This is a genomic window from Bacillus sp. FJAT-14266, from assembly GCF_001719225.1.
Taxonomy (GTDB): Bacteria; Bacillota; Bacilli; order Bacillales; family Bacillaceae; genus Bacillus; species Bacillus subtilis.
Genome location: NZ_CP017072.1, coordinates 1,225,001 through 1,250,403, shown reverse-complemented (window position 1 = coordinate 1,250,403; position 25,403 = coordinate 1,225,001). Strand labels below are relative to the sequence as shown.

The 25,403-nt window shown below is 45.6% G+C and carries 19 protein-coding genes, 21 tRNA genes and 2 rRNA genes (1 of these 42 cut by a window edge); 6 read left to right on the top strand and 36 right to left on the bottom strand.

All coding sequences use genetic code 11. The annotated features are described in order from the left end of the window. Window positions 1–12 precede the first annotated feature (12 nt). Genes menB through BGM23_RS06480 form a run of 4 tightly spaced genes read right to left on the bottom strand, consistent with a single transcriptional unit; the run spans window position 13 to window position 4,829 of the window. Window positions 13–828 carry a 1,4-dihydroxy-2-naphthoyl-CoA synthase gene (menB, locus tag BGM23_RS06495; protein WP_003229054.1) on the bottom strand — a complete coding sequence of 272 codons (816 nt, stop codon included), beginning with the start codon at window positions 826–828 and terminating at the stop codon, window positions 13–15. 34 nt (window positions 829–862) lie between these two features. Beyond that, window positions 863–1,687 (bottom strand): 2-succinyl-6-hydroxy-2,4-cyclohexadiene-1-carboxylate synthase, encoded by an 825-nt coding sequence (gene menH, locus BGM23_RS06490; RefSeq protein WP_029727103.1) that lies wholly within the window; start codon window positions 1,685–1,687, stop codon window positions 863–865. Next, complete coding sequence (menD, locus tag BGM23_RS06485; protein ID WP_015251379.1) at window positions 1,675–3,417, bottom strand: 2-succinyl-5-enolpyruvyl-6-hydroxy-3-cyclohexene-1-carboxylic-acid synthase; 1,743 nt, start codon at window positions 3,415–3,417, stop codon at window positions 1,675–1,677. Before menD ends, menH begins: the two co-directional genes overlap by 13 nt. Then, window positions 3,414–4,829: an isochorismate synthase gene (locus BGM23_RS06480; protein WP_015251378.1), complete on the bottom strand. Its 1,416-nt coding sequence runs from the start codon at window positions 4,827–4,829 to the stop codon at window positions 3,414–3,416. The genes menD and BGM23_RS06480 overlap by 4 nt, the downstream gene beginning before the upstream one ends. 289 nt (window positions 4,830–5,118) lie before the next feature. On the opposite strand from BGM23_RS06480, the gene BGM23_RS06475 reads away from it, so the two are divergent. Then, window positions 5,119–5,838, top strand: coding sequence for a yteA family sporulation protein (locus tag BGM23_RS06475; protein ID WP_003229046.1), 720 nt, complete (start codon window positions 5,119–5,121; stop codon window positions 5,836–5,838). 8 nt (window positions 5,839–5,846) lie between these two features. Here BGM23_RS06475 and BGM23_RS06470 read toward each other — a convergent pair whose 3' ends face one another. Then, a complete protein-coding gene (locus BGM23_RS06470; protein ID WP_046663909.1) occupies window positions 5,847–6,665 on the bottom strand; it encodes a UTP--glucose-1-phosphate uridylyltransferase in 819 nt (272 codons plus the stop codon). A gap of 171 nt (window positions 6,666–6,836) precedes the next feature. Here BGM23_RS06470 and BGM23_RS06465 point away from each other — a divergent pair, with 171 nt between their 5' ends. From BGM23_RS06465 to BGM23_RS06455, 3 genes are read left to right on the top strand one after another with little or no spacing between them, the layout of a single operon-like run. Then, window positions 6,837–8,123, top strand: a complete 1,287-nt coding sequence (locus BGM23_RS06465; protein WP_015714579.1) for a UDP-glucose dehydrogenase family protein — start codon at window positions 6,837–6,839, stop codon at window positions 8,121–8,123. Next, window positions 8,120–9,070, top strand: a complete 951-nt coding sequence (locus tag BGM23_RS06460; RefSeq protein ID WP_015714580.1) for an NAD-dependent epimerase/dehydratase family protein — start codon at window positions 8,120–8,122, stop codon at window positions 9,068–9,070. The genes BGM23_RS06465 and BGM23_RS06460 overlap by 4 nt, the downstream gene beginning before the upstream one ends. A gap of 2 nt (window positions 9,071–9,072) precedes the next feature. After that, window positions 9,073–10,296, top strand: a complete 1,224-nt coding sequence (locus tag BGM23_RS06455) for a glycosyltransferase family 4 protein (RefSeq protein ID WP_015714581.1) — start codon at window positions 9,073–9,075, stop codon at window positions 10,294–10,296. 73 nt (window positions 10,297–10,369) lie between these two features. On the opposite strand, the gene BGM23_RS06450 is transcribed toward BGM23_RS06455, so the two are convergent. Genes BGM23_RS06450 through cotSA form a run of 3 tightly spaced genes read right to left on the bottom strand, consistent with a single transcriptional unit; the run spans window position 10,370 to window position 13,006 of the window. Further along, window positions 10,370–10,801, bottom strand: coding sequence for a hypothetical protein (locus BGM23_RS06450; protein ID WP_015714582.1), 432 nt, complete (start codon window positions 10,799–10,801; stop codon window positions 10,370–10,372). Window position 10,802: 1 nt separating this feature from the next. Continuing rightward, on the bottom strand, window positions 10,803–11,858 hold the full coding sequence (gene cotS, locus BGM23_RS06445) for a spore coat putative kinase CotS (RefSeq protein WP_015714583.1): 1,056 nt from the start codon (window positions 11,856–11,858) through the stop codon (window positions 10,803–10,805). Between the two features lie 14 nt (window positions 11,859–11,872). Beyond that, window positions 11,873–13,006 carry a spore coat protein CotSA gene (gene cotSA, locus BGM23_RS06440; protein WP_015714584.1) on the bottom strand — a complete coding sequence of 378 codons (1,134 nt, stop codon included), beginning with the start codon at window positions 13,004–13,006 and terminating at the stop codon, window positions 11,873–11,875. A gap of 189 nt (window positions 13,007–13,195) precedes the next feature. On the opposite strand from cotSA, the gene cotI reads away from it, so the two are divergent. Then, the gene (gene cotI, locus BGM23_RS06435) at window positions 13,196–14,269 is read left to right on the top strand and encodes a spore coat kinase CotI (protein WP_072175886.1); all 1,074 of its coding nucleotides are present in this window, start codon (window positions 13,196–13,198) and stop codon (window positions 14,267–14,269) included. 79 nt (window positions 14,270–14,348) lie between these two features. Beyond that, window positions 14,349–14,816, top strand: coding sequence for a TspO/MBR family protein (locus BGM23_RS06430; RefSeq protein ID WP_015714586.1), 468 nt, complete (start codon window positions 14,349–14,351; stop codon window positions 14,814–14,816). A gap of 30 nt (window positions 14,817–14,846) precedes the next feature. On the opposite strand, the gene glgP is transcribed toward BGM23_RS06430, so the two are convergent. From glgP to BGM23_RS06290, 28 genes are all read right to left on the bottom strand, one after another. Further along, the gene (gene glgP / locus BGM23_RS06425) at window positions 14,847–17,243 is read right to left on the bottom strand and encodes a glycogen phosphorylase GlgP (RefSeq protein WP_032722378.1); all 2,397 of its coding nucleotides are present in this window, start codon (window positions 17,241–17,243) and stop codon (window positions 14,847–14,849) included. Continuing rightward, window positions 17,230–18,684: a glycogen synthase GlgA gene (gene glgA / locus BGM23_RS06420; RefSeq protein WP_046663910.1), complete on the bottom strand. Its 1,455-nt coding sequence runs from the start codon at window positions 18,682–18,684 to the stop codon at window positions 17,230–17,232. Before glgA ends, glgP begins: the two co-directional genes overlap by 14 nt. Then, the gene (gene glgD, locus BGM23_RS06415) at window positions 18,681–19,712 is read right to left on the bottom strand and encodes a glucose-1-phosphate adenylyltransferase subunit GlgD (protein ID WP_080287624.1); all 1,032 of its coding nucleotides are present in this window, start codon (window positions 19,710–19,712) and stop codon (window positions 18,681–18,683) included. Before glgD ends, glgA begins: the two co-directional genes overlap by 4 nt. Before the next feature lie 23 nt (window positions 19,713–19,735). Further along, window positions 19,736–20,878: a glucose-1-phosphate adenylyltransferase gene (locus tag BGM23_RS06410; protein WP_003229018.1), complete on the bottom strand. Its 1,143-nt coding sequence runs from the start codon at window positions 20,876–20,878 to the stop codon at window positions 19,736–19,738. Next, window positions 20,875–22,758: a 1,4-alpha-glucan branching enzyme gene (gene glgB / locus BGM23_RS06405; RefSeq protein WP_003229016.1), complete on the bottom strand. Its 1,884-nt coding sequence runs from the start codon at window positions 22,756–22,758 to the stop codon at window positions 20,875–20,877. Before glgB ends, BGM23_RS06410 begins: the two co-directional genes overlap by 4 nt. A 231-nt stretch (window positions 22,759–22,989) precedes the next feature. Next, a tRNA-Glu gene (locus BGM23_RS06400) sits at window positions 22,990–23,061 on the bottom strand. Window positions 23,062–23,086: 25 nt separating this feature from the next. Then, window positions 23,087–23,177 (bottom strand) — tRNA-Ser (locus BGM23_RS06395). Between the two features lie 3 nt (window positions 23,178–23,180). After that, window positions 23,181–23,255, bottom strand: a tRNA-Asn gene (locus BGM23_RS06390). A 12-nt stretch (window positions 23,256–23,267) separates the two neighbouring features. Then, window positions 23,268–23,344 (bottom strand) — tRNA-Ile (locus BGM23_RS06385). 15 nt (window positions 23,345–23,359) lie between these two features. Further along, window positions 23,360–23,433, bottom strand: a tRNA-Gly gene (locus BGM23_RS06380). A 10-nt stretch (window positions 23,434–23,443) separates the two neighbouring features. Beyond that, window positions 23,444–23,519, bottom strand: a tRNA-His gene (locus tag BGM23_RS06375). Between the two features lie 17 nt (window positions 23,520–23,536). Then, window positions 23,537–23,612, bottom strand: a tRNA-Phe gene (locus BGM23_RS06370). 12 nt (window positions 23,613–23,624) lie between these two features. After that, window positions 23,625–23,701 (bottom strand) — tRNA-Asp (locus BGM23_RS06365). Between the two features lie 11 nt (window positions 23,702–23,712). Next, a tRNA-Met gene (locus tag BGM23_RS06360) sits at window positions 23,713–23,789 on the bottom strand. Between the two features lie 17 nt (window positions 23,790–23,806). Then, window positions 23,807–23,899 (bottom strand) — tRNA-Ser (locus BGM23_RS06355). Window positions 23,900–23,905: 6 nt separating this feature from the next. Next, window positions 23,906–23,982: transfer RNA gene (locus BGM23_RS06350), tRNA-Ile, on the bottom strand. 2 nt (window positions 23,983–23,984) lie between these two features. Beyond that, window positions 23,985–24,061, bottom strand: a tRNA-Met gene (locus BGM23_RS06345). Between the two features lie 19 nt (window positions 24,062–24,080). Next, window positions 24,081–24,153 (bottom strand) — tRNA-Ala (locus tag BGM23_RS06340). Window positions 24,154–24,158: 5 nt separating this feature from the next. Further along, window positions 24,159–24,235 (bottom strand) — tRNA-Pro (locus tag BGM23_RS06335). A gap of 15 nt (window positions 24,236–24,250) precedes the next feature. After that, window positions 24,251–24,327 (bottom strand) — tRNA-Arg (locus BGM23_RS06330). Between the two features lie 9 nt (window positions 24,328–24,336). Continuing rightward, window positions 24,337–24,422, bottom strand: a tRNA-Leu gene (locus tag BGM23_RS06325). Window positions 24,423–24,436: 14 nt separating this feature from the next. After that, a tRNA-Gly gene (locus BGM23_RS06320) sits at window positions 24,437–24,511 on the bottom strand. A gap of 5 nt (window positions 24,512–24,516) precedes the next feature. Continuing rightward, window positions 24,517–24,603: transfer RNA gene (locus BGM23_RS06315), tRNA-Leu, on the bottom strand. Window positions 24,604–24,613: 10 nt separating this feature from the next. Then, window positions 24,614–24,689, bottom strand: a tRNA-Lys gene (locus tag BGM23_RS06310). Between the two features lie 37 nt (window positions 24,690–24,726). Then, window positions 24,727–24,802, bottom strand: a tRNA-Thr gene (locus BGM23_RS06305). A gap of 32 nt (window positions 24,803–24,834) precedes the next feature. Continuing rightward, window positions 24,835–24,910 (bottom strand) — tRNA-Val (locus BGM23_RS06300). 22 nt (window positions 24,911–24,932) lie between these two features. Then, a 5S ribosomal RNA gene (gene rrf / locus BGM23_RS06295) occupies window positions 24,933–25,048 on the bottom strand. Window positions 25,049–25,103: 55 nt separating this feature from the next. Then, window positions 25,104–25,403 (bottom strand): 23S ribosomal RNA (locus BGM23_RS06290); it runs 2,628 nt beyond the window's last position.

Sequence of the window (25,403 nt, the reverse complement as noted above, 5' to 3'; positions counted from 1 at the left end):
AAGTATTGCTGATCACGGGAAACGAGGGAACTGTCCGAAATCAGGTTTGCGTTTTTCCTTAAAGGAATCACGGCCTTCTTTTGCTTCATCTGTTGTGTAGTAAAGAAGGGTAGCATCCCCTGCAAACTGCTGAATTCCAGCAAGTCCGTCTGTGTCCGCGTTAAACGCAGCTTTAAGAAAGCGCAGTGCGGTCGGGCTTTTTTCAAGCATTTCTTCACACCATTTAATCGTTTCTTCTTCAAGCTGTTCCAAAGGAACGACTGTGTTGACAAGACCCATGTCCAGTGCTTCCTGTGCGTTGTACTGACGGCATAGGTACCAGATTTCACGTGCTTTTTTATGTCCTACAATTCGAGCCAGGTATCCAGAACCGTAACCTGCATCGAAGCTTCCCACTTTAGGGCCTGTTTGTCCAAAAATTGCGTTGTCCGCAGCAATTGTCAAGTCACATACGATGTGAAGCACATGGCCTCCGCCGATCGCATATCCGGACACCATCGCAACAACCGGTTTCGGGATGACGCGGATTAAACGCTGAAGATCCAATACGTTAAGACGCGGGATCTGGTCGTCTCCTACATATCCACCGTGGCCGCGCACTTTTTGGTCTCCGCCAGAACAAAATGCCTTGTCCCCTGCACCGGCAAGCACGATAACCCCAACGTTTTGGTCGTCTCTTGCGTCAGCAAACGCATCAATCATTTCAGCAACCGTTTTAGGGGTAAACGCATTATGTACCTCAGGTCGGTTGATTGTTATTTTTGCAATGCCATTATACGTTTCATACAATATCTCATCGTATGTCCGTTTTGTTTTCCATTCAGCCATATGATGACCTCCTTTTATTCTCTATGTGAATGAGTCAGATGCTTGTCAAAAACTCACTCACTATTTTACCAAACAATCGCGGCTGTTCCACATGGACCGTATGTCCTGCTTTTGGAACAATCTCTATTCTACTAGAAGGAAGCATCTTATGCACCTCTTGATTGATGGCGCAAAATTTTTCGTCCCACTCCCCGCAGATAAGAAGCACAGGAACATCTATTTCCTCTACACGGCTCCACAACGAAGGCTGTGAACCGGTGCCCATGCCGGTTAAACTGTTCGCAAGCCCAATCTTATTGTTCCGCAGACGGCCCGATCGTATCCTGTGCCGAATATCTTCAGCCAGCCTCTGCTGAGATGAAAACAAAGGGATATTCTCCCAATACGCAACAAACGCTTTGAGCCCGTCTCGTAAAATAAAATCAGCAAGCTTCCGGTCCCGCATGATTCGTTCCCGCCGTTCCCCAAGTGTTTTGAGCCCCGGCGTCGTGCTTTCAAGCACAAGTGCCGATACCCGCTCGGGATATGTCATCGCGAAAGAGTAAGCAAGCCTTCCTCCCATAGAATACCCAATCAATTTCACTTTGTGAAGTTTTAATTGATCAAAAATCTCGGCAAGGTCAGAAACTTGCCGGCTTGTGCTGTATCTTTTCCCATTCAGCGGGGCATCGGTTTCCCCATGCCCTAAACAATCAATTTTGATCAAACGGGAATCAGGCAGCATTTCATCAAGAAAAGTCCATGATTGTTTGCTGCCGGTAAACCCGTGCAGACAGACGACGGCTTCGGAAGCATTCGGTCCCCCGTCTGCCACTGCATATCGGACACCATCTGATACCGTTATGTTTACAGTTCCCATTGTTTTTTCACTTCCCGCACAGCCTCATTCAGCATATCGCGATGAAGCTGGACTCTTGATTGGCGATCCGTTTTGATTTCAATCAAATGGAGTCCGGGCTTGTCTGCCTGCGGCGCGTAAGCTGTTTTGAATTCATCCCAAGAAGCCGGGCATGAATACGTTCCGCCGTAAAGTGCAGCCGCATGCTTGAAATCGAGCCCTGTCGGTGTGCCGAACAAATCTTCAAAGTGTGTCTTTTCAGAAGCCTGCGGCAAAAAGGAGAAAATCCCTCCTCCGTCATTATTGACAAGAATCACAGTAAGAGGAATACCCAGCTTTTTGGCCGCCAGCAGGCCGTTTAAATCGTGATAAAAAGATAAATCTCCAATCACAAGGGTAACAGGCGCTTTTGTTCCTTCACATACCCCCATGGCAGAGGAGACGACACCGTCTATCCCGTTTGCTCCCCGGTTTGAATAAATCCGGAAAGGGCGGTCCTGCTTTTCAAAAAACGTATCAACATCCCTGATCGGCATGCTGTTTCCCACAAACAGCGAGCTGTTTTCAGGCACAAGATGCTGAAGGATTCGATAGAGATTGCCTTCAAACGAAACATCTTCACTGCTGATTGTTTGCAGATGCTCGCGGAACCGCCCATTGACAAACTGCCACTTTTCCAGCCACTCTGAGGATCTGGCAGCAGCAGTAAGGCCTGCCATGATCTCCTCAGCAAAAACAGACGCATTACAATGAATCATATGCGCGCTTGCCTGTGTCGGGTCTCTCCACCCTCCATCCTCATCAATCACGATTTGCTGAATCGCCGGATCATCCTTAAGCCATAAGAAAACCGGTTTTGAAACAGGCATCGGTCCAAACCGAATGACAACATCAGGACGGAGTTTCCGCTTCAGCTCATCATCTTTTAAAAACGAATCATACGCATCAATAACAGTGCTTTTATCATGAACACCATTCCGCAGATTAGACAGCGGATCTGCTAAAATTGGATACTGAAGCGCTTTTGACAGCGCGATAATGTTTTCCTTGTCCGCATCACTATGGAGCTCTCCGCAGACGATCATTCCTTTTTCAGCCTCTGCGAGCATCTCAGCCACATCAGACAGGGACTCTCGGTCAACAGACTGCGTACCCGTTTTCACAGACACATGACGGCCTGTTCTCATTCTTCCAAACGGCTCATCTGAAAGATCCGGCATCAGCGGTTCGCGCAGCGGCACATTCACATGGACAGGCCCCATTGGGCGCTTTTGTGCTTCTCCGGCAGCGCGGCTTGCCAGCGTTCGGATGTATCTCAGCATTTGCGGAGACTCTTCAGGAAGAGCAGAGTCTGTGAAAAACTTAACAAAGTTACCGAATAAGAAGTGCTGATTAATAGCCTGCGGTGCGCCTACTTCGCGCAGCTCATGAGGCCGATCAGCAGTTAACACAATAATAGGCACCCTTGAATAATGGGCTTCAACCACAGCCGGATAAAAGTTGGCCGCGGCTGTTCCAGATGTACAGATCAATAGTACGGGACGCTGCTTCGCTTTTGCCAAACCTAAGGCAAAAAATCCGGCAGACCTTTCATCAATTTGGACATGGACGCTGATATCGGGATGCGCAGCACAAAGAACAGCCAGCGGTGTAGATCTTGAGCCCGGACAAACGACGGCGTCCGTAATTCCGGAAAGGGCGAATTCATCAATAAAACTTCCGATGTAATGAGTAATCGGGTTGACTGTCAACGCCGCTCACCTCCTAATGCAGAGATCATCGGCTTCAATTTAATCTGTGTTTCTTCATATTCCGAGATTGGTTCCGAGTCTTCCACAATACCGCACCCGGCAAACAGCCTTGCTGTGCTTCCTTCGATGAGCCCTGAACGAATGGCGACCGCGAATTCCCCGTTATCCTGGCTGTCAATCCAGCCGATAGGGGCCGCATACCAGCCGCGAGACATCGGTTCAATCTCCCTGATCACGTCAACAGCTTTTTCCTGAGGTGCTCCCCCAAGCGCCGGAGTGGGATGCAGCTTCTCAATTAAGTCAAAAATCGATGCAGACTCGCGCAGCTGTCCGACAATCGGCGTAAACAGGTGCTGAACGCTTTTTGTTTTGTACAAAACAGGTCCATCAGGCTTTTCAACCTCTGAACAGCTTGATACAAAAGCATTATGAATCATACCTACCACAATATCATGCTCAAGCAGGTTTTTCTCATCGTTTAATAATTCAAGGCCTATCCGGCGGTCGTCTTCTTCATTCACGCCTCGTTTAATGGAGCCTGCCAGACAGGAAGACATGACAGTGCCGCCGTCTCTTTTGATCAGTCTTTCCGGAGACGCGCCGACAAAGGTTTTGCCTTCTTGTTCAATTGCAAAAACATAGCTTGTCTGCTGATCGTCCAGAAGCGTTTTAAGCACCGGTTCAATTTGGATTGGACCGTCAAACGTGAGCAGCAGCTCTCGGGCAAGAACAACCTTATCATATTGTTTCTCTTTAATTTGGCTTGTGGCCGTTTCGATTGCTTTCAGCCAATCATCCTTATCCAGCTCTTCGGCTGCTGCAATCACAGCCTGATCTTCTTGCTTGAAATCGGGAACCATAAATTCCGCCGCAAAAGCTTTTAAGCCTTCTAAAACAGCTTCTGCATCTTCTCCTCCGCTTACCCATCTGTTAACTGTTAAGAACGGGCCTTCAGCAGTCATCGTCAGCATAAGCGCAGGCACAAAGAAATCCCCTTCCGAGAAATGGTCCCATTGTGAACCTCTTTCTTCGCAAGGGTCAAAAGAAAATCCTCCGAATAACACAGGTCCCACTGCAGAATGCTGCAGCTTTTCTTCTTCATAAATATGAAAAGCCGTCTTTTTAAAGCGCTCCCATTGTTCAAAAACCTCACGATACCGCTCGCTGTTTTTTTGATTTGTCTGGAAAACCGCTTCTTTGCCAAGACCGACTATTGTCAATTCACTTTCAGGATCTGACCAAAAAAATCGATTGCCTGTATATTTTTTTGCTCCGTAATTGAAAAATGATAGAGGGTCAAGAGACTCGATTTGTCTCGAATAGCTTATTAAGACAGCATGGTTGACTTCTTTGGCTTTATGTAATGCATGTAGAACTTCCTTTCGGAACGTACGCTGCACCGTTGTCACCATGAGACATTCCTCCATAATCCTTAAAATGCTTTTAATACCATACACCTGTGTCTCCTTTGTGTCAAACACAGATCATGCAGTCCAAATGGCCTGCCTTACCTATTATAAACCTAATTGCAGAAATGAAAAAGAAACAAAGCTTAAATTTCTTTCTCCACTGATAGCAAAGGTTGTATCCGCTTACCATAAAAGGAAAACCTCCTATATTCCTCCACCCGCCATTTATGAAAGTTCTCAGGCGATCTGTTCATACTAAAGGTATGCATCACAGAGAAACGAGGCGATCACATTGCTTACGAAAGAACAGCTTCAGCATTTAAAAAATGAACTGGAACAAACGAAAAAAGATATCTTAAACCGTTTCAAAGACAATGACCATTTTCAGCTTAACTCAGCCTTTCCTTATGATTCGTGGGGTGAGCTTTCGGCATACGACAACCATCCCGGCGATCAGGCGACAGAACTTTACGAGCGTGAGAAAGACATCGCTCTAGACTTGCATGAGCGAGAGCACCTTCGGGACATTGAGCATTCATTGAAGGCGATAGAAAACGGTACGTATGGCATTTGTGAAGTCAGCGGAAAGGAAATCCCTTTCGAACGACTTGAAGCGCTTCCGACTGCCACAACCCTCGCGGAGTATTCTTCACAGGACGTGGTTTCCAAAGACCGTCCGATTGAAGAAGAAACACCATTCGGGCAATTTGAATTTGATGATGATGAAGAAATCAGAGCGCCATATGACAGTGAGGATTCCTATCAGGATGTCGAAAAATATGGTAACTCACAAACGCCGCAGGATATGGAAAACCCTCCGCTCAGCTATGATGATATGACGATGAATGCCGAAGAGAATATCGGCAATACGGAGTCTTACGAAAATTTCATCGCTACAGATATCACTGGAAAAGAAATTACCGTTTATCAAAGCAGAGCCCATGAGCGCTATGAAGAAGAACTTGACGAAGAGGGAATCATGACCACATTCGGCGATCTCCACGCTGATTGAACCCCCGATTATTGGGGGTTCTTTTCCGTTTTCAGCATATCGTAAATCAGCTTCAGATAATCCTTTTGCAGGCCGATGTCATACCGCTCGCCCTCTAGCAATTTCCCGTATACGGTACATGCCCCGAGCGAAGCTTTTATCGCATCCGTTACCTGCACTTCTCCTCCGCTATCAGCTTCTAATGCCTCCAGCTCATTAAAAATATCCGGTGTGAAAATATAACGCCCTGCTGCGGCAAAATGAGACGGAGGGTTTTGTTTAGGCTTTTCCACAATATCCTGTATGCGATAAAGCCCTTTTTCAACAGGCTCCCCTTTTATCACCCCGTAATGATGTAAATCCTCCGTTTTTGTTTCTTTTAAGCCGATCACACTGGACTGATATTTCGTATACGCTTCAATCAGCTGCCCCAAAGCCGGCTGATTGGCGGAAAAAATCAGATCATCAGGCAAAACGACGGCAAAAGGCTCTTTGCCTGCAAATTGCTTTCCGAAAGAAATGGCGTCGCCAAGACCCTTTGCATAAGGCTGGCGCACATAGTGAATCCGTATATCCGGAATGGGATGCTCACTAAGCAAATGCAGTTTATTCTTAGAGGCCAAAAAAGCCTCAAGTGCCAAAGAGGAATCAAAATAGTCGACAATCAGATTTTTATAGCTCGATACAACCATCAAAATGTCCTCAATGCCTGACTCCTTTAATTCTTCAACAAGATAATGAATCACAGGCTTAGATCCTACCGGAAACATTTCTTTCGGAATCACCTTCGTCACCGGCAGATTTCTCGTGCCGAATCCGCCTGCAGGAATGATCGCTTTTTTTATCATGTTATTTTCCCCTCAGCTCATGTTTATTACATGATATTCCAAGAGCGCATCCCGATGTTTGTACATCTGAAATTAGGCGGAAGCAACTGGGCAGAAAGCGGAATCACGAACCAGCCCTTTTTTAATAGGATATTGATATATGACCAGTAATCTTGTAAAGGAGCTCAGGTGATGAAAATTTGTGTGGTTGGCGCCGGGTATGTCGGTTTAACCCTATCAGCGGCACTGGCATCCATCGGACATGACATGATATGCACAGACAAAGACGTCAAAAAAATCGGGCAGCTGAAAAAAGGAGTCATTCCCTTTTACGAGCCTGGGCTTTCAGATGCAATACTTCGTTGCGGCAATCTCTCGTTTTCTTCTGAAGTGAAATCGAGCATGGAGGAATGTCCCGTTATTTTTATCGCAGTCGGAACCCCGCCGCGTTCGGACGGATCAGCTGATACGAAAGCCCTGCAGTCCGTCATCGGTGATTTAAGAGAGGCAATCCGATCGTATAAAACCATCATTACGAAAAGCACTGTTCCGCCCGGGACAAATGAAAACATAGCAAAACAGCTGATTGCCTCCGGAGTGTCTAAAAACCTCTTTAATATCGTATCCAATCCTGAGTTTCTGCGGGAAGGCAATGCCTTATATGACATGCTGCATCCTGACAAAACAGTCATCGGTGTTCAGGAAGAAGATCACGTATCGGCAGCCATCGTCAAATCCATTTACAAACACATTGATACCCCTTTTATCGTTACAAGCTTAGCGGGAGCGGAGCTGATCAAATATGCCAACAATTTCTTTTTAGCAGCCAAAATTTCGTTCATTAACGAAATGGCCCGCATATGTGAAGCCTATCAATCAGATATCTCAGATATTTCCCGCGCTATCGGTCTAGACCCAAGGATCGGGGAGCACTTTTTGCAGGCAGGCATCGGATACGGAGGCTCTTGTTTTCCAAAGGATCTGCAGGCGCTGCAATTTGCTGCCCAGAAAAAAAACACGGAGACCTTCCTGCTCCGGGCCGTGCAGCACATTAATGACACCCAGCTCGGCCTGTATATCAAAAAAATACAGTCATTCTTCGAAACACTTCAAGGCAAGAAAGCGGCTGTACTCGGCATTTCCTTCAAACCGAATACCGATGACATCAGGAATTCTCAGGCTGTCAGACTGATGGAAAGGCTGACGGAGCTGGGATGTGATGTTCATGCATATGATCCTGAAGCTGTACTTCCAGAACATTTGCGGCAGCATGTAACTCAGCATTCTCAAGCTTTTGATGCGATCGAAGAAAGCGACTTTTTATTTTTGGCGACAGAATGGCCCGAGTTTTTAGCGTTTGATTGGAAAAAGGCTGCAGGCATCATGAAAGGGCGTCTTGTGATTGACGGACGCAACGTATTAAAAAAAGAACTGATCGAGGCTTGCGGCCTGATCTGTACGGGAGTTGGCCGTCCATGAAAATACTAGTCACAGGAGCAGCGGGCTTTATCGGCTCCCACCTCTGCGAAGAATTACTAAAAGATAAGAAACATAACGTTATCGGAATCGATGACTTTATCGGTCCTACTCCATTTTCCTTGAAATTAAAAAACCTTAAAAACCTGCTGCCGGAAAAGCGATTTACGTTCATAAAGGAAAATCTGCTGACAGCGGATCTTGCTCCCTTACTGGAAGGAGTGGACGTCATCTTTCATTTGGCGGCCATACCGGGTGTCCGCTCAAGCTGGGGCAGTCATTTTCACCCATATGCCGCACATAATATCCAAGCGCTCCAAAGGCTCCTCGAGGCGTGCCGGGAACATTCTATTCAAACGTTCGTCTTTGCATCCACCTCTTCCGTCTATGGTGAAAAACAAGGAAAAGTCAGCGAAAACACGTCGCTTTCTCCTTTATCTCCGTACGGGGTAACAAAGCTTACGGGAGAAAAGCTTTGCCATGTGTATCAACAAAGCTTTGGCATTCCAATTGTGATTCTCCGTTTTTTTACCGTATACGGGCCAAGACAGCGGCCGGATATGGCTTTTCACCGGCTCATTAAGCAGCACCTTCAGCAAAAGCCGCTTACCATCTTCGGTGATGGGCAGCAGTCAAGAGATTTCACTTATATCGGCGACTGTGTCAAAGGCATCACCGCTGTTCTTGGGAAACCCCACCTTATTGGTGAAACAGTAAATATCGGCGGTGCTGAGCGTGCCTCAGTCTTAAAGGTTGTCTCCCTCATTGAGGATATTTCCAGTAGAAAAGCAACACTGCACTTTTCGGACAAAATAGCAGGGGAACCGAGCAACACGTGGGCGGATATTTCAAAAGCAAAGCAGCTCTTGCATTATGATCCCGCCACATCCTTAAAGGATGGCTTGACCAACGAAATCGCCTATTTATCGTCGCTGTATCAGGGGGAATAAAAATGAAGCTTGCCTTTATCTGTACAGAAAAGCTGCCGGCGCCCGCAGTACGCGGCGGCGCTATTCAAATGATGATTGACGGTGTCACGCCCTATTTCAGCAGCAGGTACGACCTGACCATTTTTTCAATTGAAGATCCATCGCTTCCAAAAAGAGAAACAAAAGACGGCGTACATTATATCCATCTGCCAAAAGAACATTACCGCGAGGCGGTAGCCGAAGAGCTGCGAGCCTCTTCCTTTGACCTCATTCATGTGTTCAACAGGCCTTTAAATGTCTCTTTATATAAAAAAGCCTCACCAAACAGCAAGATCGTTCTGAGCCTGCATAACGAAATGTTTTCTGAAAAAAAGATGACCTTCGCGCAAGGAAAAGAAGTACTCGACAATGTCTCCATGATCACAACTGTGAGCGAATTTATTAAACAAACCGTCATTGAACGTTTCCCTGAAGCAGAGGACATCACAAAAGTTGTGTATTCCGGCGTTGATTTAAACTCTTATCCGCCCGTCTGGACGATGAAAGGCTCGGCTGTCAGAAAAACATACCGGAAAAAATACGGTATTGAAGATAAAAAAGTTATTTTATTCGCCGGCCGCTTAAGCCCGACAAAAGGACCTCACCTTCTCATTCACAGCATGAGACGGATTTTGCAGCAGCACCCTGATGCTGTACTGGTCATAGCAGGCGGGAAGTGGTTCAGCGATGACAGCGAAAACCAATATGTAACCTATCTGCGTACGCTGGCGCTGCCATACAGAGACCACATAATTTTTACAAAATTCATTCCCGCTGACGACATCCCAAACCTTTTTCTGATGGCAGATGTATTTGTGTGCAGCTCTCAGTGGAACGAACCCCTCGCCCGTGTGAATTATGAAGCAATGGCGGCCGGCACGCCCTTAATTACCACAAACCGGGGCGGAAACGGAGAAGTCGTAAAAGACGAAGTCACCGGCCTTGTCATCGACAGATACAACAAACCTTCTTCATTTGCAAAAGCAATTGACAGAGCCTTTACAGATCAAGAATTAATGAGCAAAATGACAAAAAACGCCCGACAGCATGTAGAAGCTTTATTTACCTTTACCCATGCGGCCAAAAGGCTCAATACTGTTTACCAATCCGTTCTCACTCCGAAAAACAAACAATTTCCGCCGCCTTTTCTGACGCAAAATTTTGATTTATCATCTATCAATCAGCTTTTTGTGAAAGCAAAAACATAAAACCTACAGCTCGTGTTGCAAAACGGGCTGTTTTTTTGCTGCAGAGAACATGAAAAAAGGCATAAATATGACTTTATGCCTTGCGCTTTACGGTTTGAGAAAACCATGGAGCTGGTTTAGATTCACTTGGAAGAATGATGATTTCCACTCTAGCTTCCTCCGCTAAGTCTGGTTCTTCATCTTCATCCTCTTCTTCATATGGGGGCACTGAGCGTTTCGAATCACGTTCCTCCTCAGGCTCTAGAATGGTTTCGAATTTCGTTTCTTCTTCATCATCGACGATTTTGTGATCTGTTTCCTTTTCCTTCGTTTCTTCTTGATATTCTTTCGGTGCATTGATGTGAGGGAGCTCTCGAATGCTGCCCACATCTAAATGCTTCTCCTCTTCTTCCTTCTCAGCTGAGATTGAGTCATGAGCCTGCCATCCCATCGGTCCAGGCGGTGTAAATACGAATTGGTCGAGATCCAGTTTAGAAATAGAGGCTTTTTGTCTCGATGACCTCATGTCAATTCGCCTCCCGATACGCTTTTATCTTTTTATACAGTTCCGGCAGTTTATCCAAAAACGAATCTTTAGATTCTTCAACAGAAATCATGTTTTGCAGCGCCCAGTTATACTTCTCATCTGACCACGTTTTCTTTTGCTTCAAATAATATTTGTGCCCGATTGCACAGAACAAATGCGGAAACGCGAGATCAATCCAAAGTACCTCGTACTGTTTTTCTGTGAGTGGATACACTGCGTCGTAGGACGCAAGCAGTGCAACCATGAAATCAGTATCCCATACAGAAAGCTTAACCATCACTTTATTCAGCAGAATACGAAGGTCTCTTGACGGCAAATCGTAGGTAATCGAGTGAAGCTCCTTTAAAAAAGGCTCCCCTTCGATCTCTGTCAAACGTGCCAATGTAAAATCCTGAAAACAGAATCCGCCATGCTCGAGCGTTTCTTTTGTCCAGGTTTCGTATTCTGAGTCATCAAGCGCTTGCAGAGCTTCTTTTCCTCTTGCCAGCATTTTATCAGCATGTTTTAAGAAAGTTTGCGAAAATACGTCATCAGGATAGGATGCCGCGATCTGCATATTCCCTTCAAGTTCCTGCAGCTTCCATCGGTACAATTTGTGCCATTTTCCCAGCCTGCTTCTCTTCTTGCTTTCATCTGTGCAAACATATCCTTTTGAGGCATGATGAAAATGGCCGGCAAATGACATGACTTTTTTCATTTGCTCTGCATCATAGTAAATCATTTCTTTTCCTGTCACTTTGTCATATAAGCTGTAAGAAACCTGATCCGTGCCCAAGCAGCTCCCGCCATTTTTTGTTTGATGAATCGGCGCTATCGGCAGCCCTTTCTCTTGTAAATGGGCGTGTGCCTGAGTGATAAAAAGCATCCGCTCCGGTTTCATTTGCGCTTCTTTTAGCAGCTTTGGGCCATGATCAGTTTCGACTTCCCAGATTTTGCGTCCGCTTTTGTTCGATTTCAGCGCCACATTGTCAATATGAAAAGGATAATAGCTGAGAATTTCGGACACAATCTGTTCTTCATGCTCTTTTTGGTACACTCTGTTCACCCCTTCTATCTGTTCTTTTCATAGACGCTGAGCAGATTTTCAGCCACCCTCTGCCAGCCGAAATTGCTTTCTGCCTCACGGCGGCTGTATTTCCCAAGCCGTTCCCGCTTTTCTGAGCTGCTCAGCAAATCATTGATATGTTCGGCATATTGTTTAGGATTTTCAAAGTCATGAATGATGTAGCCGTTTTTCCCTTCCTCTATGACCTCTGGATTGCCTCCCCGATTGCTTGTAATAATAGGAAGTCCCGCAGCCATCGCTTCATAATGCACCCTTGCTAAAGGCTCCTGCCATTGCGAAGAGCATACAAATACATCTGACATGGTATAAAGGCGCGGAATGTCCTTTGGCTTCACAAATTGAATAAATGTGACATGATCCTTTTGCATCGCACCAAGGGTATGAAGATGTTTGACATAGTTATTTAATTCATTATCTCCGAACCATTTTGACCCGATAAACACCATCATGACATCGGGGTGCTCCTCAATGATGTCCGGCAAAGCCTGCAATAATATGTGCGGGCCTTTGACTTTGCTAAGCCGGCCGACAAACAAGACGATTTTTTTGCCGTGAAGCCCCAGCTCGCTTCGCATCTCTTCGCGAGCTCGCTGCCCTTCATTCGTCCAGCGAGGGTGGTACGTTTTTAAATCCACACCGGAATACACCGTTTTTGTTTTTGATCGTGCTGACGGAAAACGGCTTGTGATCGTCTGTCCGATATAATCGCTGACCGTAACAATCTGCGCTACGGAGTCGATGCAAATCTCGCCTTCCGCCTGGCTGATTTTATCGTAAGCGAACATTTCATTGTGAACGCTTAAAATAAAAACAGCATCCGGCGCCTGTTTCTTCAATTTCGGAACCCAGCTTGGGCGATTACAAACATGCACAAGATCAAAACGGCTCTTTTTCAGCTCTGCTCCAACGGCTTCTTCATAACGGTCTTCATCCAAATGCACATAATGGACACCGTCTACCTTCTCTCTATCAGCGAGATTCGGATCTTTAATAGAAAACACAGTCACCTCATGTTTTTTTGCAATTAAAGGGGCAACCGCTTCGAGGTAGATTTGAATGGCGCCTCCTCGAACCGATGGGACAGGAAGCTTCTCTGTGGCGATCAGTGCTATTTTCATACATAGCCTCCATTCCTGCATGATTTTTAACTAGTTAGAATCATGATACGGCTGAACAACCAACTTGTGCGGAATGGGACTGCCCTAAAAACAAAACGGGTAAACAACCAGATTCATCTATTAAATATAGTCAAATAACTCAATCATTTTTTCCTTTTGATTCATAAGGTAGGAGTAAAACAGGTAAGGATGTGTCCTTTAATGGCAGAAAACCATGAAGTCATTGAGGAGGGGAATTCATCAGAGCTTCCTTTATCAGCAGAAGATGCAAAAAAATTAACGGAGCTGGCTGAAAATGTGCTTCAAGGATGGGATGTGCAGGCTGAAAAAATAGACGTCATTCAGGGAAACCAGATGGCGCTTGTCTGGAAGGTCCACACAGACTCCGGCGCGGTTTGTCTAAAACGAATACACAGGCCAGAAAAGAAAGCGTTGTTTTCCATTTTCGCGCAGGACTATTTAGCAAAAAAAGGCATGAATGTTCCTGGCATACTCCCAAACAAAAAAGGTAGCCTATATTCTAAGCACGGCTCATTTCTATTTGTCGTATATGACTGGATCGAAGGAAGACCGTTTGAGCTGACTGTAAAGCAGGACTTGGAGTTTATCATGAAAGGCCTTGCTGATTTTCATACAGCTTCCGTCGGATATCAGCCGCCAAATGGCGTTCCCATATTTACCAAATTAGGTCGCTGGCCGAATCACTACACGAAACGATGCAAACAGATGGAAACGTGGAAGCTGATGGCGGAGGCGGAAAAAGAAGATCCTTTCTCACAGCTTTATCTTCAGGAGATAGATGGCTTTATTGAAGACGGGCTGCGCATCAAAGACCGGCTTTTGCAATCGACCTATGTTCCATGGACTGAACAGCTGAAAAAAAGCCCTAACCTTTGCCACCAGGATTACGGAACCGGGAATACACTCTTAGGAGAAAATGAACAGATTTGGGTCATCGACTTAGATACCGTATCATTTGATCTGCCTATTCGCGATTTGCGCAAAATGATTATTCCGCTTTTGGATACGACGGGTGTTTGGGATGACGAGACATTTCATGTCATGCTGAACGCATACGAATCCAGAGCCCCATTAACTGAAGAACAAAAACAAGTCATGTTTATAGATATGCTGTTTCCTTATGAGCTTTACGATGTCATTCGCGAAAAATACGTCCGCAAGTCTGCTTTACCGAAGGAAGAATTAGAATCAGCTTTTGAATATGAACGCATTAAATCAAACGCATTGCAGCAGCTGATTTAAACCCATCATTTCCCCCGCATATCGGGGGTTTGATCTTTATAAGATAAAGGGTAAATAAATACATACGGAGGGTACAAACATGAAAAAGATTTTCGGCGCCATAGCGGTTTTTGTGATTACATATGCGCTGTTTTCAGCCGCAGGCTACCTGTTTCCTGTGGACCAAGAATGGTACAATTCATTGAAAAAACCGGACTGGACGCCAAGCGGAAATGCGATCGGCATCATTTGGGCCATCCTGTTTGCCCTGATCTCCCTTTCAGCAGCCATTGTATATGCTGCGTTTTCATTTAAAGGTGCGAAAAGCTTTTGGTTTACACTTTTGATAAATTACGTGCTCAATCAAGCCTTCAGCTATTTCCAGTTTACGCAAAAAAATCTGCTGGCTGCATCGCTTGACTGCCTGCTTGTCGCCATCACAGCAATCGTATTACTGATCATTGCCAAAAAATACAGCAGAATTGCAAGCTATCTTCTTTTGCCTTATTTTTTATGGAGTGCATTTGCGACGTTCTTATCCTTTACAATCAATTCAATGAATCTGTGAACAAAAAAAGCCGTTTATACAGCGGCTTTTTCACATCATCGGCTTGATGCCCCAAATGTCCTTCGCATATTCCCGGATCGTGCGGTCGCTGGAGAAATATCCTGAATGAGCAATGTTTACAATCGAACGCTCAGACCATTTCCTTCGCTCTCGATAATCAGCTTGAATTCGCTCCTGCGCATCTGCATATGAGCTGAAATCCTTCAGCACAAAATACTCATCATTATGCGGAAGCAGCGAGTCAAAGATCGATTCAAATTCATCTGCTTCTCCTTCAAAAAAACCATTGATCAGCTGATCCGCTACCTGCCTGATTCTTCTGTCATGCTGATAATATTCCCTCGATCTATAGCCGCCGTTTTCCTGATACGATAGAACCTCATCCGCCTTTAAGCCGAACGTGTAAATACAGTCAGGGCCCACCCGCTCAAGGATCTCGATATTTGCTCCGTCATGCGTGCCGATCGTCAAAGCCCCATTCATCATAAACTTCATATTCCCTGTACCAGACGCTTCCTTGCTTGCGGTTGAAATTTGCTCACTTACGTCTGATGCCGGAAAAATTCGCTCAGCCATAGAAACTCTATAATTTTCTAAAAAAACAACTTTGATCAGCTGTTTGACCGCCGGATCATAATTGACTTTTTCTGCGACAGAATGGATCAGCTTAATGATTTTCTTGGCATAATAATAGCTTGGTGAAGCCTTTGCCCCGAAAATAAAGGTTTGCGGGTAGATTGAAAACCCCGAATCCTCCTTGAGGCGGTTATACAAATACATAATGTGAAGAACATTCAGCAGCTGCCGTTTATATGCATGAAGTCGTTTCACCTGTACGTCGAATATGCTCTCAGGGTTCACAACCACCCCGGCCGTGCAAAAAATCAAATCGGCAAGCTCTTGTTTTTTCTTGCTTTTGTTGTTTTGAAACTGTTCAATAAATGCAGGATCAGTGGCGTACGGTTCTAAACGGATCAGTGATTCCGGCTGTTTGACCCATTCATCGCCGATCGCCTCTGTAATGATGGCAGACAAGCCTGGATTCGCTTTTAACAGCCAGCGCCTGTGGGCAATTCCATTCGTCTTATTGTTAAAACGATTCGGAAACAGCAAGTGAAAGTCGCGCATCTCCCTTTCCTTTAATATATCGGAATGTATTTTTGCAACGCCATTTACACTGTAGCTGCCTACTATGGCCAGATGAGCCATTTTGACAACACCATGCGCTGTAATCGCCATGTTCTCTATCCTTTTCCAGTCTCCCGGATACTTTTCCCAAACTGCGCGGCAAAACCTCTCATTGATCTCTTCAATAATCATGTACATTCGCGGGAGCAGCGGCTTAAACAAATGAATCGGCCATTTCTCGAGCGCTTCTGACAATGTTGTATGATTTGTATAAGAAATCGTATGTACAGTGATATGCCAAGCTTCTTCCCAGCCCATGTTCTCTTCATCGAGCAAAATCCGCATCAGCTCAGGCACCGCAAGCGCAGGGTGAGTGTCATTAATATGAATGCTCACTTTTTTATGCAGGCCGGATAAAGATTTATGTGTTTTTCGGTAATTGTTCACAATGCTTTTTAAGCTTGCGCATACTAAAAAATACTGCTGCTTCAGCCGTAAAATTTTCCCCTCATCATGGGTGTCATCGGGATATAAGAATTCAGAAACCGCTTCTGTTTCTCGCTTATAAGACAAAATATTACCGCCGTGATAATGGGCATAGGGCTCGGCGTTCCAAAGCCTTAACGTGTTGACAGTGCCCGTTTCATAGCCGATGATCGGGATATCATAAGGAACAGCGGTAACAATTGTCGCTTGTTCGTGGCGAAAATGCAGGCGCCCGCTTTTTTCTGTCATATGGACTTCGCCCCAAAACGGCACGTCCACTGCTTGATCCGCATTCCTTACTTCCCATACGTTCCCGTTTTTCAGCCATTGCTCAGGCAGCTCCACCTGATGTCCGTCTACAATTTTTTGCTCAAACAAGCCATGCTTATAACGTATGCCCATCCCGTGCCCCGGCAGGTTCAACGAAGCAAGAGAATCTAAAAAGCAAGCGGCCAAGCGGCCAAGCCCGCCGTTGCCGAGACCTGCATCGTTCTCTATCTGAAGGATTTCCTCTAAATTGATGCCGATTTCCTTTAAACCAGCTTCTACAACATCACGAACACCAAGATTCATTAAGTTTTGCTCAAGGAGCTGACCGAGCAGAAATTCGATTGATAAATAATATGTCTGCTTCCCGGAATTTGATCTGCTTTTTTCATTCGTTTCGATCCAATCAGCGCTGATATACTCTCTGACCATATTGCCCAACGTTTTATATTGATCCAGCTTGGCAGAATCTTTAAAGCTTTTTCCGCACGTCATTTCCAGACGCTTTAAAAATAAGTCTGCAAAGCGTTCTTTACTCGAGAACATCCCGTCCACTCCTTGTCACCTGCTCAAAAATACGCTGATACTCTTTAGCCGACTTCCCCCAGCTGTAATCTGCATTCATTGCGGTCTTCACGATGCTCTTCCATACATCCTGTTGGCGATAAAACAACAGCGCTCGTTCAATCGTAAATTTCAGATCATGCGCATTAAAGGCGGAAAACGTAAAGCCATTGCCCGTTCCCTCTTCCTCCTGATAGGCACGGACAGTGTCGTAAAGACCGCCCGTTTCCCTGACAATCGGAATGGCGCCATATTGAAGAGCAATGAGCTGCCCCAAACCGCACGGCTCAAATTTCGACGGCATCAAAAACATATCAGAGCCCGCATAAATTTGATGGGCTAGTGGCTCATCAAACCCGATATAAGCCCGGCACTTCTCATGAAAAGCAAATTCTGCATACCGGAAATAATCTTCAAATTCACGTTCTCCTGTGCCTAGCACAACCAGCTGTATGTCTTGCTCCTCAAGAAGTTCGTGCATAATTCTGCGGACAAGATCAAGCCCCTTTTGTTTAGTGAGCCTTGTCACCATACTGATCAGCGGAATATCGTTTTTCTCTGGAAGCCCCATCCGCCGCTGAAGCTTCGTTTTGTTTTCCAACTTGCATGCAAGATCCCCTGAATCGTATTGCGCCTCTATATAAGGGTCGCTTTTCGGCTGATAGAACGTATCATCAATGCCATTTAATATGCCGGTTACATCATTTTCCCTATATTGCAAAACCTGCTCCAGCTGCTCACCATAATACGGCGTCAATATTTCATTTCTGTAAGTGGGACTCACAGTTGTCACATGATCAGCCGCAATGATGCCCGCCTTCATAAAATTAACAAATCCGTTGCATTCTAACCTTTCATAATGAAAATGATCCATCTCAAGACCCAGCAAGTCATGTGTGACATCAGGAGGAAATATGCCTTGAAACTGCAGGTTGTGGATCGTGAGCACGCTTTTCATCCGTTCATAAAAAGGATGTTTTCTGTACTCCTCTTTCAGCAAATAATTGACCATCGCTGTATGCCAATCGTGAGTATGAACAATATCGGCTTGAACATTCACAACTTTGGCAGCCTCCAGCACAGCTCTTGAAAAAAAGGCAAACCGCTCACCGTCATCATAATGCCCGTACAACGAATCCCTGTTGAAATAGTACTCATTGTCGATGAAGTAATAATTCACATCGTCTTGGGCCATATGTTCAATTCCGCAATATTGCTGACGCCAGCCGACAGCTACCGTACACTCAGCCTGTTTTTTCATACGCTTTTTCCACGGTTCAGGTATTTGGCTGTACTTCGGCAGCATCACAGCTACTTCATTGCCTAATCGTGCAAGTGCCTTTGGCAGAGCACCTGCTACATCGGCAAGACCTCCTGATTTCACAAATGGGGTGCATTCTGACACAGCAAATAATATCTTCAAGAATTCATCAGCTCTCCTTGCACCAAACCTTTTCTTAATAAAAGCGGCTGCTCAGCTGTTCCTGCAGCTTCCGTCGCCTTGCCGATTTTAACGTCCTTATCCGAAATGACCTGCTCAAGAAGACAATCCTCGCCAATCTGCGTTTTTTGCATAATAATACAGTTTTTCAGCTTCGTACCCTTTCCGACATGGACCGCCCTGAACAAAATGCAGTTTTCAACCTCTCCTTCAAGCACACAGCCGTTTGCCACCAAAGAATTTTTGACAGTGCTGTGCTTTCCGTATTTCGTAGGCGGCTCATCCTTCACTTTTGTATAGATCGGCTGCTGCGGCAAAAACACCTGCTGCCAAAAACGAGGCTGAATGAGTTCCATACTGTGGGTATAATATTTTTCCACCGAATCAATAACTGCGGCATAACCTGAATATTCATAAGGGCAAATGGTCAGGGCGGAAGATTCCTTTTCAACAGCCTCCTGAATGGTTTTATAGCCTTTTTCGCTATGTCCGTAGATCAGATCCTTTAAAAGCGTTGTTGACATGATATAGATTTGCAGCGACTGGCCGTCCTGAAATACCTCGGTGACGTCGCAGCCAACCTCCTGATGGCGTTTCAGCACATATTGAAATTGAATGTTGCATACGGTATGGCTGTTGGAGATTACAGCATATTGCTGAGTGCTTCTGTGGAAGTAATCTAGATGGTCCGAAAACTGGCGAAAGGAACCGAATTCATCGTATTCGTGATGAAGATGGGGAGACGGGAAAAAAAAGAGGCCGTCCTTTTTCCGGTGCAAATCCCATTCCTTACCCGCCCCAAGGTGATCCATGAGCGAACGGTAACGATACTTCGGAAAAATTGCAACACTCCTAATATCCGCATTCACCATGTTGGAAAGCATAAAATCAATCAGTCGGTACCTGCCGGCAAAAGGGATCGCCCCGAGCGACCGCTGTGCTGTTAAATCCTGAAGAGAATGCTTATATGTGGTTTCATCTATAACACCTAACATTTGATTATTGAACACTGACTCTGCCCCCTCTTCAGTAATTAAATCAATTCTTTTTCTACAAATTCCTCTGAAACGAGCAGCACCTCTTCAATGTCTTTTTCGGAGCGAATCACTGCGCCATCCGGCAGCACCATCCCATTAGGAACAATGGCATTTTCAATGACTACATGCTCCCCAATCGTCACATCCGGCATTATGACGGATGATGTAACAGTCGTATGCTTACCAACAGTCACACCTTGAAAAAGAACGGAGTGAGACACATTTCCATATACAACACAACCTTCGTTCACAAGCGAATCTTGAACCTGCGCATCAGATGAAATAAATTGCGGAGGCTGATTTGGATTGACGGAGTAAATTTTCCATTTGCGTTCAAACAGCTTCAGCTCCGAGTCCTCTTTTAACAAATCCATATTGGCTTCCCACAAGCTCTGCACCGTTCCGACATCCTTCCAATATCCCTTGAACGGATAAGCAGAAAGCTTCTTTTTCTCTTCCAAAAGCAGAGGAATAATGTCTTTGCCGAAGTCGTGGCTAGAATAAGGGTTTTGATCGTCCATCTCAAGATACTGTTTCAAAAGCGGCCAATTGAATATATAAATTCCCATTGAGGCAAGATTGCTCTTAGGGAATTTGGGCTTTTCATCAAAATGTGTGATCGTCCCATCTGGATTGGCCTTCATGATGCCGAATCGGCTTGCTTCCTCCCAGCCCACTTCGATGACAGAGATGGTCACATCTGCTTTCTTTTCAATGTGATAATCAAGCATTTTGCCGTAGTCCATCTTGTATATGTGATCTCCTGATAAAATCAGTACATACTCAGGATCATACTGATTCAAATAATTGAGATTTTCATAAATGGCGCTTGCCGTCCCTTTATACCATTTGACTTCTGATGACTCGGCATAAGGGGGTAAAACCGTCACGCCGCCATTATATCTATCCAGGTCCCATGCACTGCCGATCCCAATATAGGAATTCAGCTCAAGCGGCTGATATTGCGTTAAAATCCCGACTGTGTCTATGCCTGAATTAGAACAGTTGCTTAGGGTAAAATCAATAATCCTGTATTTTCCCCCGAAAGATACAGCCGGTTTGGCCATATTTTTTGTTAATCCGCTGAGACGGCTGCCCTTCCCGCCGGCAAGGAGCATGGCTACACATTGTTTTTTCATCTTTTTATCTCTCCTCTTTTTTTAACCGCCCGTAAAATCGAGATGCCGTAAGGGGGGATGGTCATCGTGATATAACACGGTTTATGATGAAGTGCTCCCTTTTTGGCCGATAACGGCTTTTTGTTGATTTGCCCTGAGCCTCCATATGTTTCACTGTCACTGTTAAGCACTTCAATGTATTGAGTAAAAAAAGGAACTCCAACATCATATTGATGATAGACCACGGGTGTAAAATTACAAATGATGACAAGCGCCTCACCGTGCTTTTTGCCATAACGAATAAAAGAAAAGATTGATTGTTCGTCATTATGGACATCAATCCATTCAAACGATTGTGCACGATGGTCATGCTCGTAAAGGATTTTGCTTTTTTGGTAAAAGCGGAGAAGATCTTGCGTAAAAACGCTGGCTTTCTGATGCATGGGGAAGGAGTCCAAAAACCAATCAAGCTGTTCTGTATCTTTCCATTCATCAAATTGGGCAAACTCTGATCCCATAAAGATCAATTTCTTTCCTGGATGCACTGTCATATAGCCCAGCAAAAGCCGATACTGGGCAAATTTCTGCCAGTAGTCGCCAGGCATTTTATTAAGAAGTGATTTTTTTCCGTATACGACTTCATCATGAGAAAACGGCAATACAAAATGCTCACTAAACGCATATAGTAATGAAAAAGAGATAAGCTGATGACAATGCCGCCTTTCTTCGGGCGGCGTCTCCATGTATTTCAGTACGTCATTCATCCATCCCATATTCCATTTATAATGAAAACCAAGCCCCCCTTCCTCAACGGCACCTGTCACTTGAGGCCATTCTGTAGAATCTTCCGCAATCATCATCACATGGGGATATGCCTCTCTCATGGTTTGATTGAGTTTTTTTAAAAACTCAACAGCATATGGATTCGTGTGGCGTTCATCCTGATTTGGCCAATACAAGATATTAGCCACTGCATCAACCCTAAATCCATCTATATGATAGAATTCCGCCCAGTACAACGCATTCGAAATTAAAAAACTATGAACTTCCGGTTTTCCCAGGTCAAAGTTTGCCGTGCCCCATAACCAGTTCTCCCGATCACGTTCTTCTTTGTATTCATAAAGCGGTTCTCCATCAAACATATAGAGTCCATGTGCATCTTTACAAAAATGTCCGGGGACCCAATCCAAAATGACTCCGATATTTTGTTGATGACATTCATCAACAAACTTCATCAGATCATGCGGCGTGCCAAACCTGCTTGTCGGGCTGTAATACCCCGTTCCTTGGTATCCCCATGAACGATCATATGGATGCTCATACACCGGAAGCAGTTCAATATGGGTAAACCCATGCTCCTTGATATAAGGGATAAGCGTCTGACTTAATTCTTTATAGGAATAATGCCTGCCATCAGAATGCTTCTTCCAAGACCCAAGATGCAGTTCATAAATGAAAACAGGTTTTTCATACAGCGTCTTAGCCTTCTGTTTATTTTGCCATTTTTGATCTTGCCAGCTGTACCCTTCCAAATTGTAAGTAAGTGACGCTGTGTTTGGTCTGACTTCTGAATAAATAGCGTATGGATCTGCCTTCAGCCTGATCTCACCGTTATTCGTCACGATTTCATATTTATATCGTTCCTTTTCTCCTATACCTGGAATAAATAACGTCCAAATACCATTATCATTCACTCTGTGCATCACATGCTCTTCTCCAGACCAGCTGTTAAAATCTCCAGCCACTCGTACTTCCGACGCATGAGGCGCCCACACACAGAATTCATATCCGCTTTTGCCATTCAGCTCGCGGTAATGCGAGCCAAACAGCTGATAGCTTTTAAACAGACTGCCTTCGTGAAAAAGATAAACATCATGTGCTGTCGGGCTGGCAGCGGCCATGTAATCATCCTTTCTGACATCATAGTTTTCATTTATAGTATTTATTCGAAGAAATAAAAAAAAGCCCTTTGCTGAAAGCGCTTATACTTATAGACAATTAACTTCATTTTCTGAAGAAAAACGAAATATATGGAGATTTTTGTAGTCTGTTTTTAAAATAAAGAACAAAATCTAAGACATATCATGATTTAAAAAACAAAAAAACCTTGCAGGATATGCAAGGCTTCTGGATGACCCGTACGGGATTCGAACCCGTGTTACCGCCGTGAAAGGGCGGTGTCTTAACCGCTTGACCAACGGGCCGAAAATTATTATATCTGTAATCATATGGCGGAGAAGGAGGGATTTGAACCCTCGCGCCGCTTACACGACCTACACCCTTAGCAGGGGCGCCTCTTCAGCCACTTGAGTACTTCTCCATTTGGCTCCACAGGCAGGATTCGAACCTGCGACCGATCGGTTAACAGCCGATAGCTCTACCACTGAGCTACTGTGGAATACAAAAGTCATGGTGGGCCTGAATGGACTCGAACCATCGACCTCACGCTTATCAGGCGTGCGCTCTAACCAGCTGAGCTACAGGCCCATGACGATATAGAAATGGAGCGGGTGATGGGAATCGAACCCACGACATCAGCTTGGAAGGCTGAGGTTTTACCACTAAACTACACCCGCAATTTTTATTTGGGGCGATTGATGGGAATCGAACCCACGAATGCCAGAGCCACAATCTGGTGCGTTAACCACTTCGCCACAACCGCCAAAATATATTGATAAATGGTGGCTCGGGACGGAATCGAACCGCCGACACACGGATTTTCAGTCCGTTGCTCTACCAACTGAGCTACCGAGCCTAAGTATTTAAATGGCGGTCCGGACGGGACTCGAACCCGCGACCTCCTGCGTGACAGGCAGGCATTCTAACCAACTGAACTACCGGACCATTTTAAAATTTGGTTGCGGGGGCAGGATTTGAACCTGCGACCTTCGGGTTATGAGCCCGACGAGCTACCGAACTGCTCCACCCCGCGATGATTAGGAATATGTATGGCGGAGGAAGAGGGATTCGAACCCCCGCGGGCTTTGACACCCCTGTCGGTTTTCAAGACCGATCCCTTCAGCCAGACTTGGGTATTCCTCCGTATAGTGGTGGACCTTGTAGGACTCGAACCTACGACCGGACGGTTATGAGCCGTCTGCTCTAACCAACTGAGCTAAAGGTCCATTGGTAGCGGCGGAGGGGATCGAACCCCCGACCTCACGGGTATGAACCGTACGCTCTAGCCAGCTGAGCTACACCGCCAAATATTTTTGAAATCAAGTGGAGCCTAGCGGGATCGAACCGCTGACCTCCTGCGTGCAAAGCAGGCGCTCTCCCAGCTGAGCTAAGGCCCCAAGAATGGTCGGGAAGACAGGATTCGAACCTGCGACCCCATGGTCCCAAACCATGTGCTCTACCAAGCTGAGCTACTTCCCGATTTCATATAGATCATGGCGCGCCCGAGAGGAGTCGAACCCCTAACCTTTTGATCCGTAGTCAAACGCTCTATCCAATTGAGCTACGGGCGCAAAACTTAATGCCGAGGGCCGGACTTGAACCGGCACGGTAGTCACCTACCGCAGGATTTTAAGTCCTGTGTGTCTGCCAATTCCACCACCCCGGCGTGGATGGTATAGTTGGAGCGGAAGACGGGATTCGAACCCGCGACCCCCACCTTGGCAAGGTGGTGTTCTACCACTGAACTACTTCCGCAGAAATGGTGCGGATGAAGGGACTTGAACCCCCACGTCTGTAAAGACACTAGAGCCTGATTCTAGCGCGTCTGCCAATTCCGCCACATCCGCAACATGTAAATGGTGAGCCATGAAGGACTCGAACCTTCGACCCTCTGATTAAAAGTCAGATGCTCTACCAACTGAGCTAATGGCTCTTCTTACAAGAGACTTGAATATTATATCATATAAAAGTGGTGCCGGCAAGAGGACTTGAACCCCCAACCTACTGATTACAAGTCAGTTGCTCTACCAATTGAGCTACACCGGCATATATGTAAAACCGATATGTATAATGAAAAATGGTGGAGGATGACGGGCTCGAACCGCCGACCCTCTGCTTGTAAGGCAGATGCTCTCCCAGCTGAGCTAATCCTCCATACTTGCACTAACGTGCAATTGCTTGGCGGCGTCCTACTCTCACAGGGGGAACCCCCCGACTACCATCGGCGCTGAAGAGCTTAACTTCCGTGTTCGGTATGGGAACGGGTGTGACCTCTTCGCTATCGCCACCAAACAAATTGAGAGTGTTCTCTCAAAACTAGATAACAGGTGTGACATCATTCAAAAATATGGTTAAGTCCTCGATCGATTAGTATCTGTCAGCTCCATGTGTCGCCACACTTCCACCTCAGACCTATCAACCTGATCATCTTTCAGGGATCTTACTTCCTTGCGGAATGGGAAATCTCATCTTGAGGGGGGCTTCATGCTTAGATGCTTTCAGCACTTATCCCGTCCGCACATAGCTACCCAGCGATGCCCTTGGCAGAACAACTGGTACACCAGCGGTGCGTCCATCCCGGTCCTCTCGTACTAAGGACAGCTCCTCTCAAATTTCCTGCGCCCGCGACGGATAGGGACCGAACTGT

What these genes read in the sequence shown, in the direction of transcription:
- BGM23_RS06460 (WP_015714580.1), top strand. Translation starts at nt 8,120, where the DNA reads ATGAAAATACTAGTCACAGGAGCAGCGGGCTTTATCGGCTCCCACCTC.
- glgB (WP_003229016.1), bottom strand. Translation starts at nt 22,758, where the DNA reads ATGGCCGCTGCCAGCCCGACAGCACATGATGTTTATCTTTTTCACGAA.
- BGM23_RS06450 (WP_015714582.1), bottom strand. Translation starts at nt 10,801, where the DNA reads ATGAGGTCATCGAGACAAAAAGCCTCTATTTCTAAACTGGATCTCGAC.
- menB (WP_003229054.1), bottom strand. Translation starts at nt 828, where the DNA reads ATGGCTGAATGGAAAACAAAACGGACATACGATGAGATATTGTATGAA.
- BGM23_RS06410 (WP_003229018.1), bottom strand. Translation starts at nt 20,878, where the DNA reads ATGAAAAAACAATGTGTAGCCATGCTCCTTGCCGGCGGGAAGGGCAGC.
- cotSA (WP_015714584.1), bottom strand. Translation starts at nt 13,006, where the DNA reads ATGAAAATAGCACTGATCGCCACAGAGAAGCTTCCTGTCCCATCGGTT.
- BGM23_RS06465 (WP_015714579.1), top strand. Translation starts at nt 6,837, where the DNA reads ATGAAAATTTGTGTGGTTGGCGCCGGGTATGTCGGTTTAACCCTATCA.
- glgP (WP_032722378.1), bottom strand. Translation starts at nt 17,243, where the DNA reads ATGTTCTCGAGTAAAGAACGCTTTGCAGACTTATTTTTAAAGCGTCTG.
- BGM23_RS06455 (WP_015714581.1), top strand. Translation starts at nt 9,073, where the DNA reads ATGAAGCTTGCCTTTATCTGTACAGAAAAGCTGCCGGCGCCCGCAGTA.
- BGM23_RS06470 (WP_046663909.1), bottom strand. Translation starts at nt 6,665, where the DNA reads ATGATAAAAAAAGCGATCATTCCTGCAGGCGGATTCGGCACGAGAAAT.
- menH (WP_029727103.1), bottom strand. Translation starts at nt 1,687, where the DNA reads ATGGGAACTGTAAACATAACGGTATCAGATGGTGTCCGATATGCAGTG.
- BGM23_RS06480 (WP_015251378.1), bottom strand. Translation starts at nt 4,829, where the DNA reads ATGGTGACAACGGTGCAGCGTACGTTCCGAAAGGAAGTTCTACATGCA.
- BGM23_RS06430 (WP_015714586.1), top strand. Translation starts at nt 14,349, where the DNA reads ATGAAAAAGATTTTCGGCGCCATAGCGGTTTTTGTGATTACATATGCG.
- cotI (WP_072175886.1), top strand. Translation starts at nt 13,196, where the DNA reads ATGTGTCCTTTAATGGCAGAAAACCATGAAGTCATTGAGGAGGGGAAT.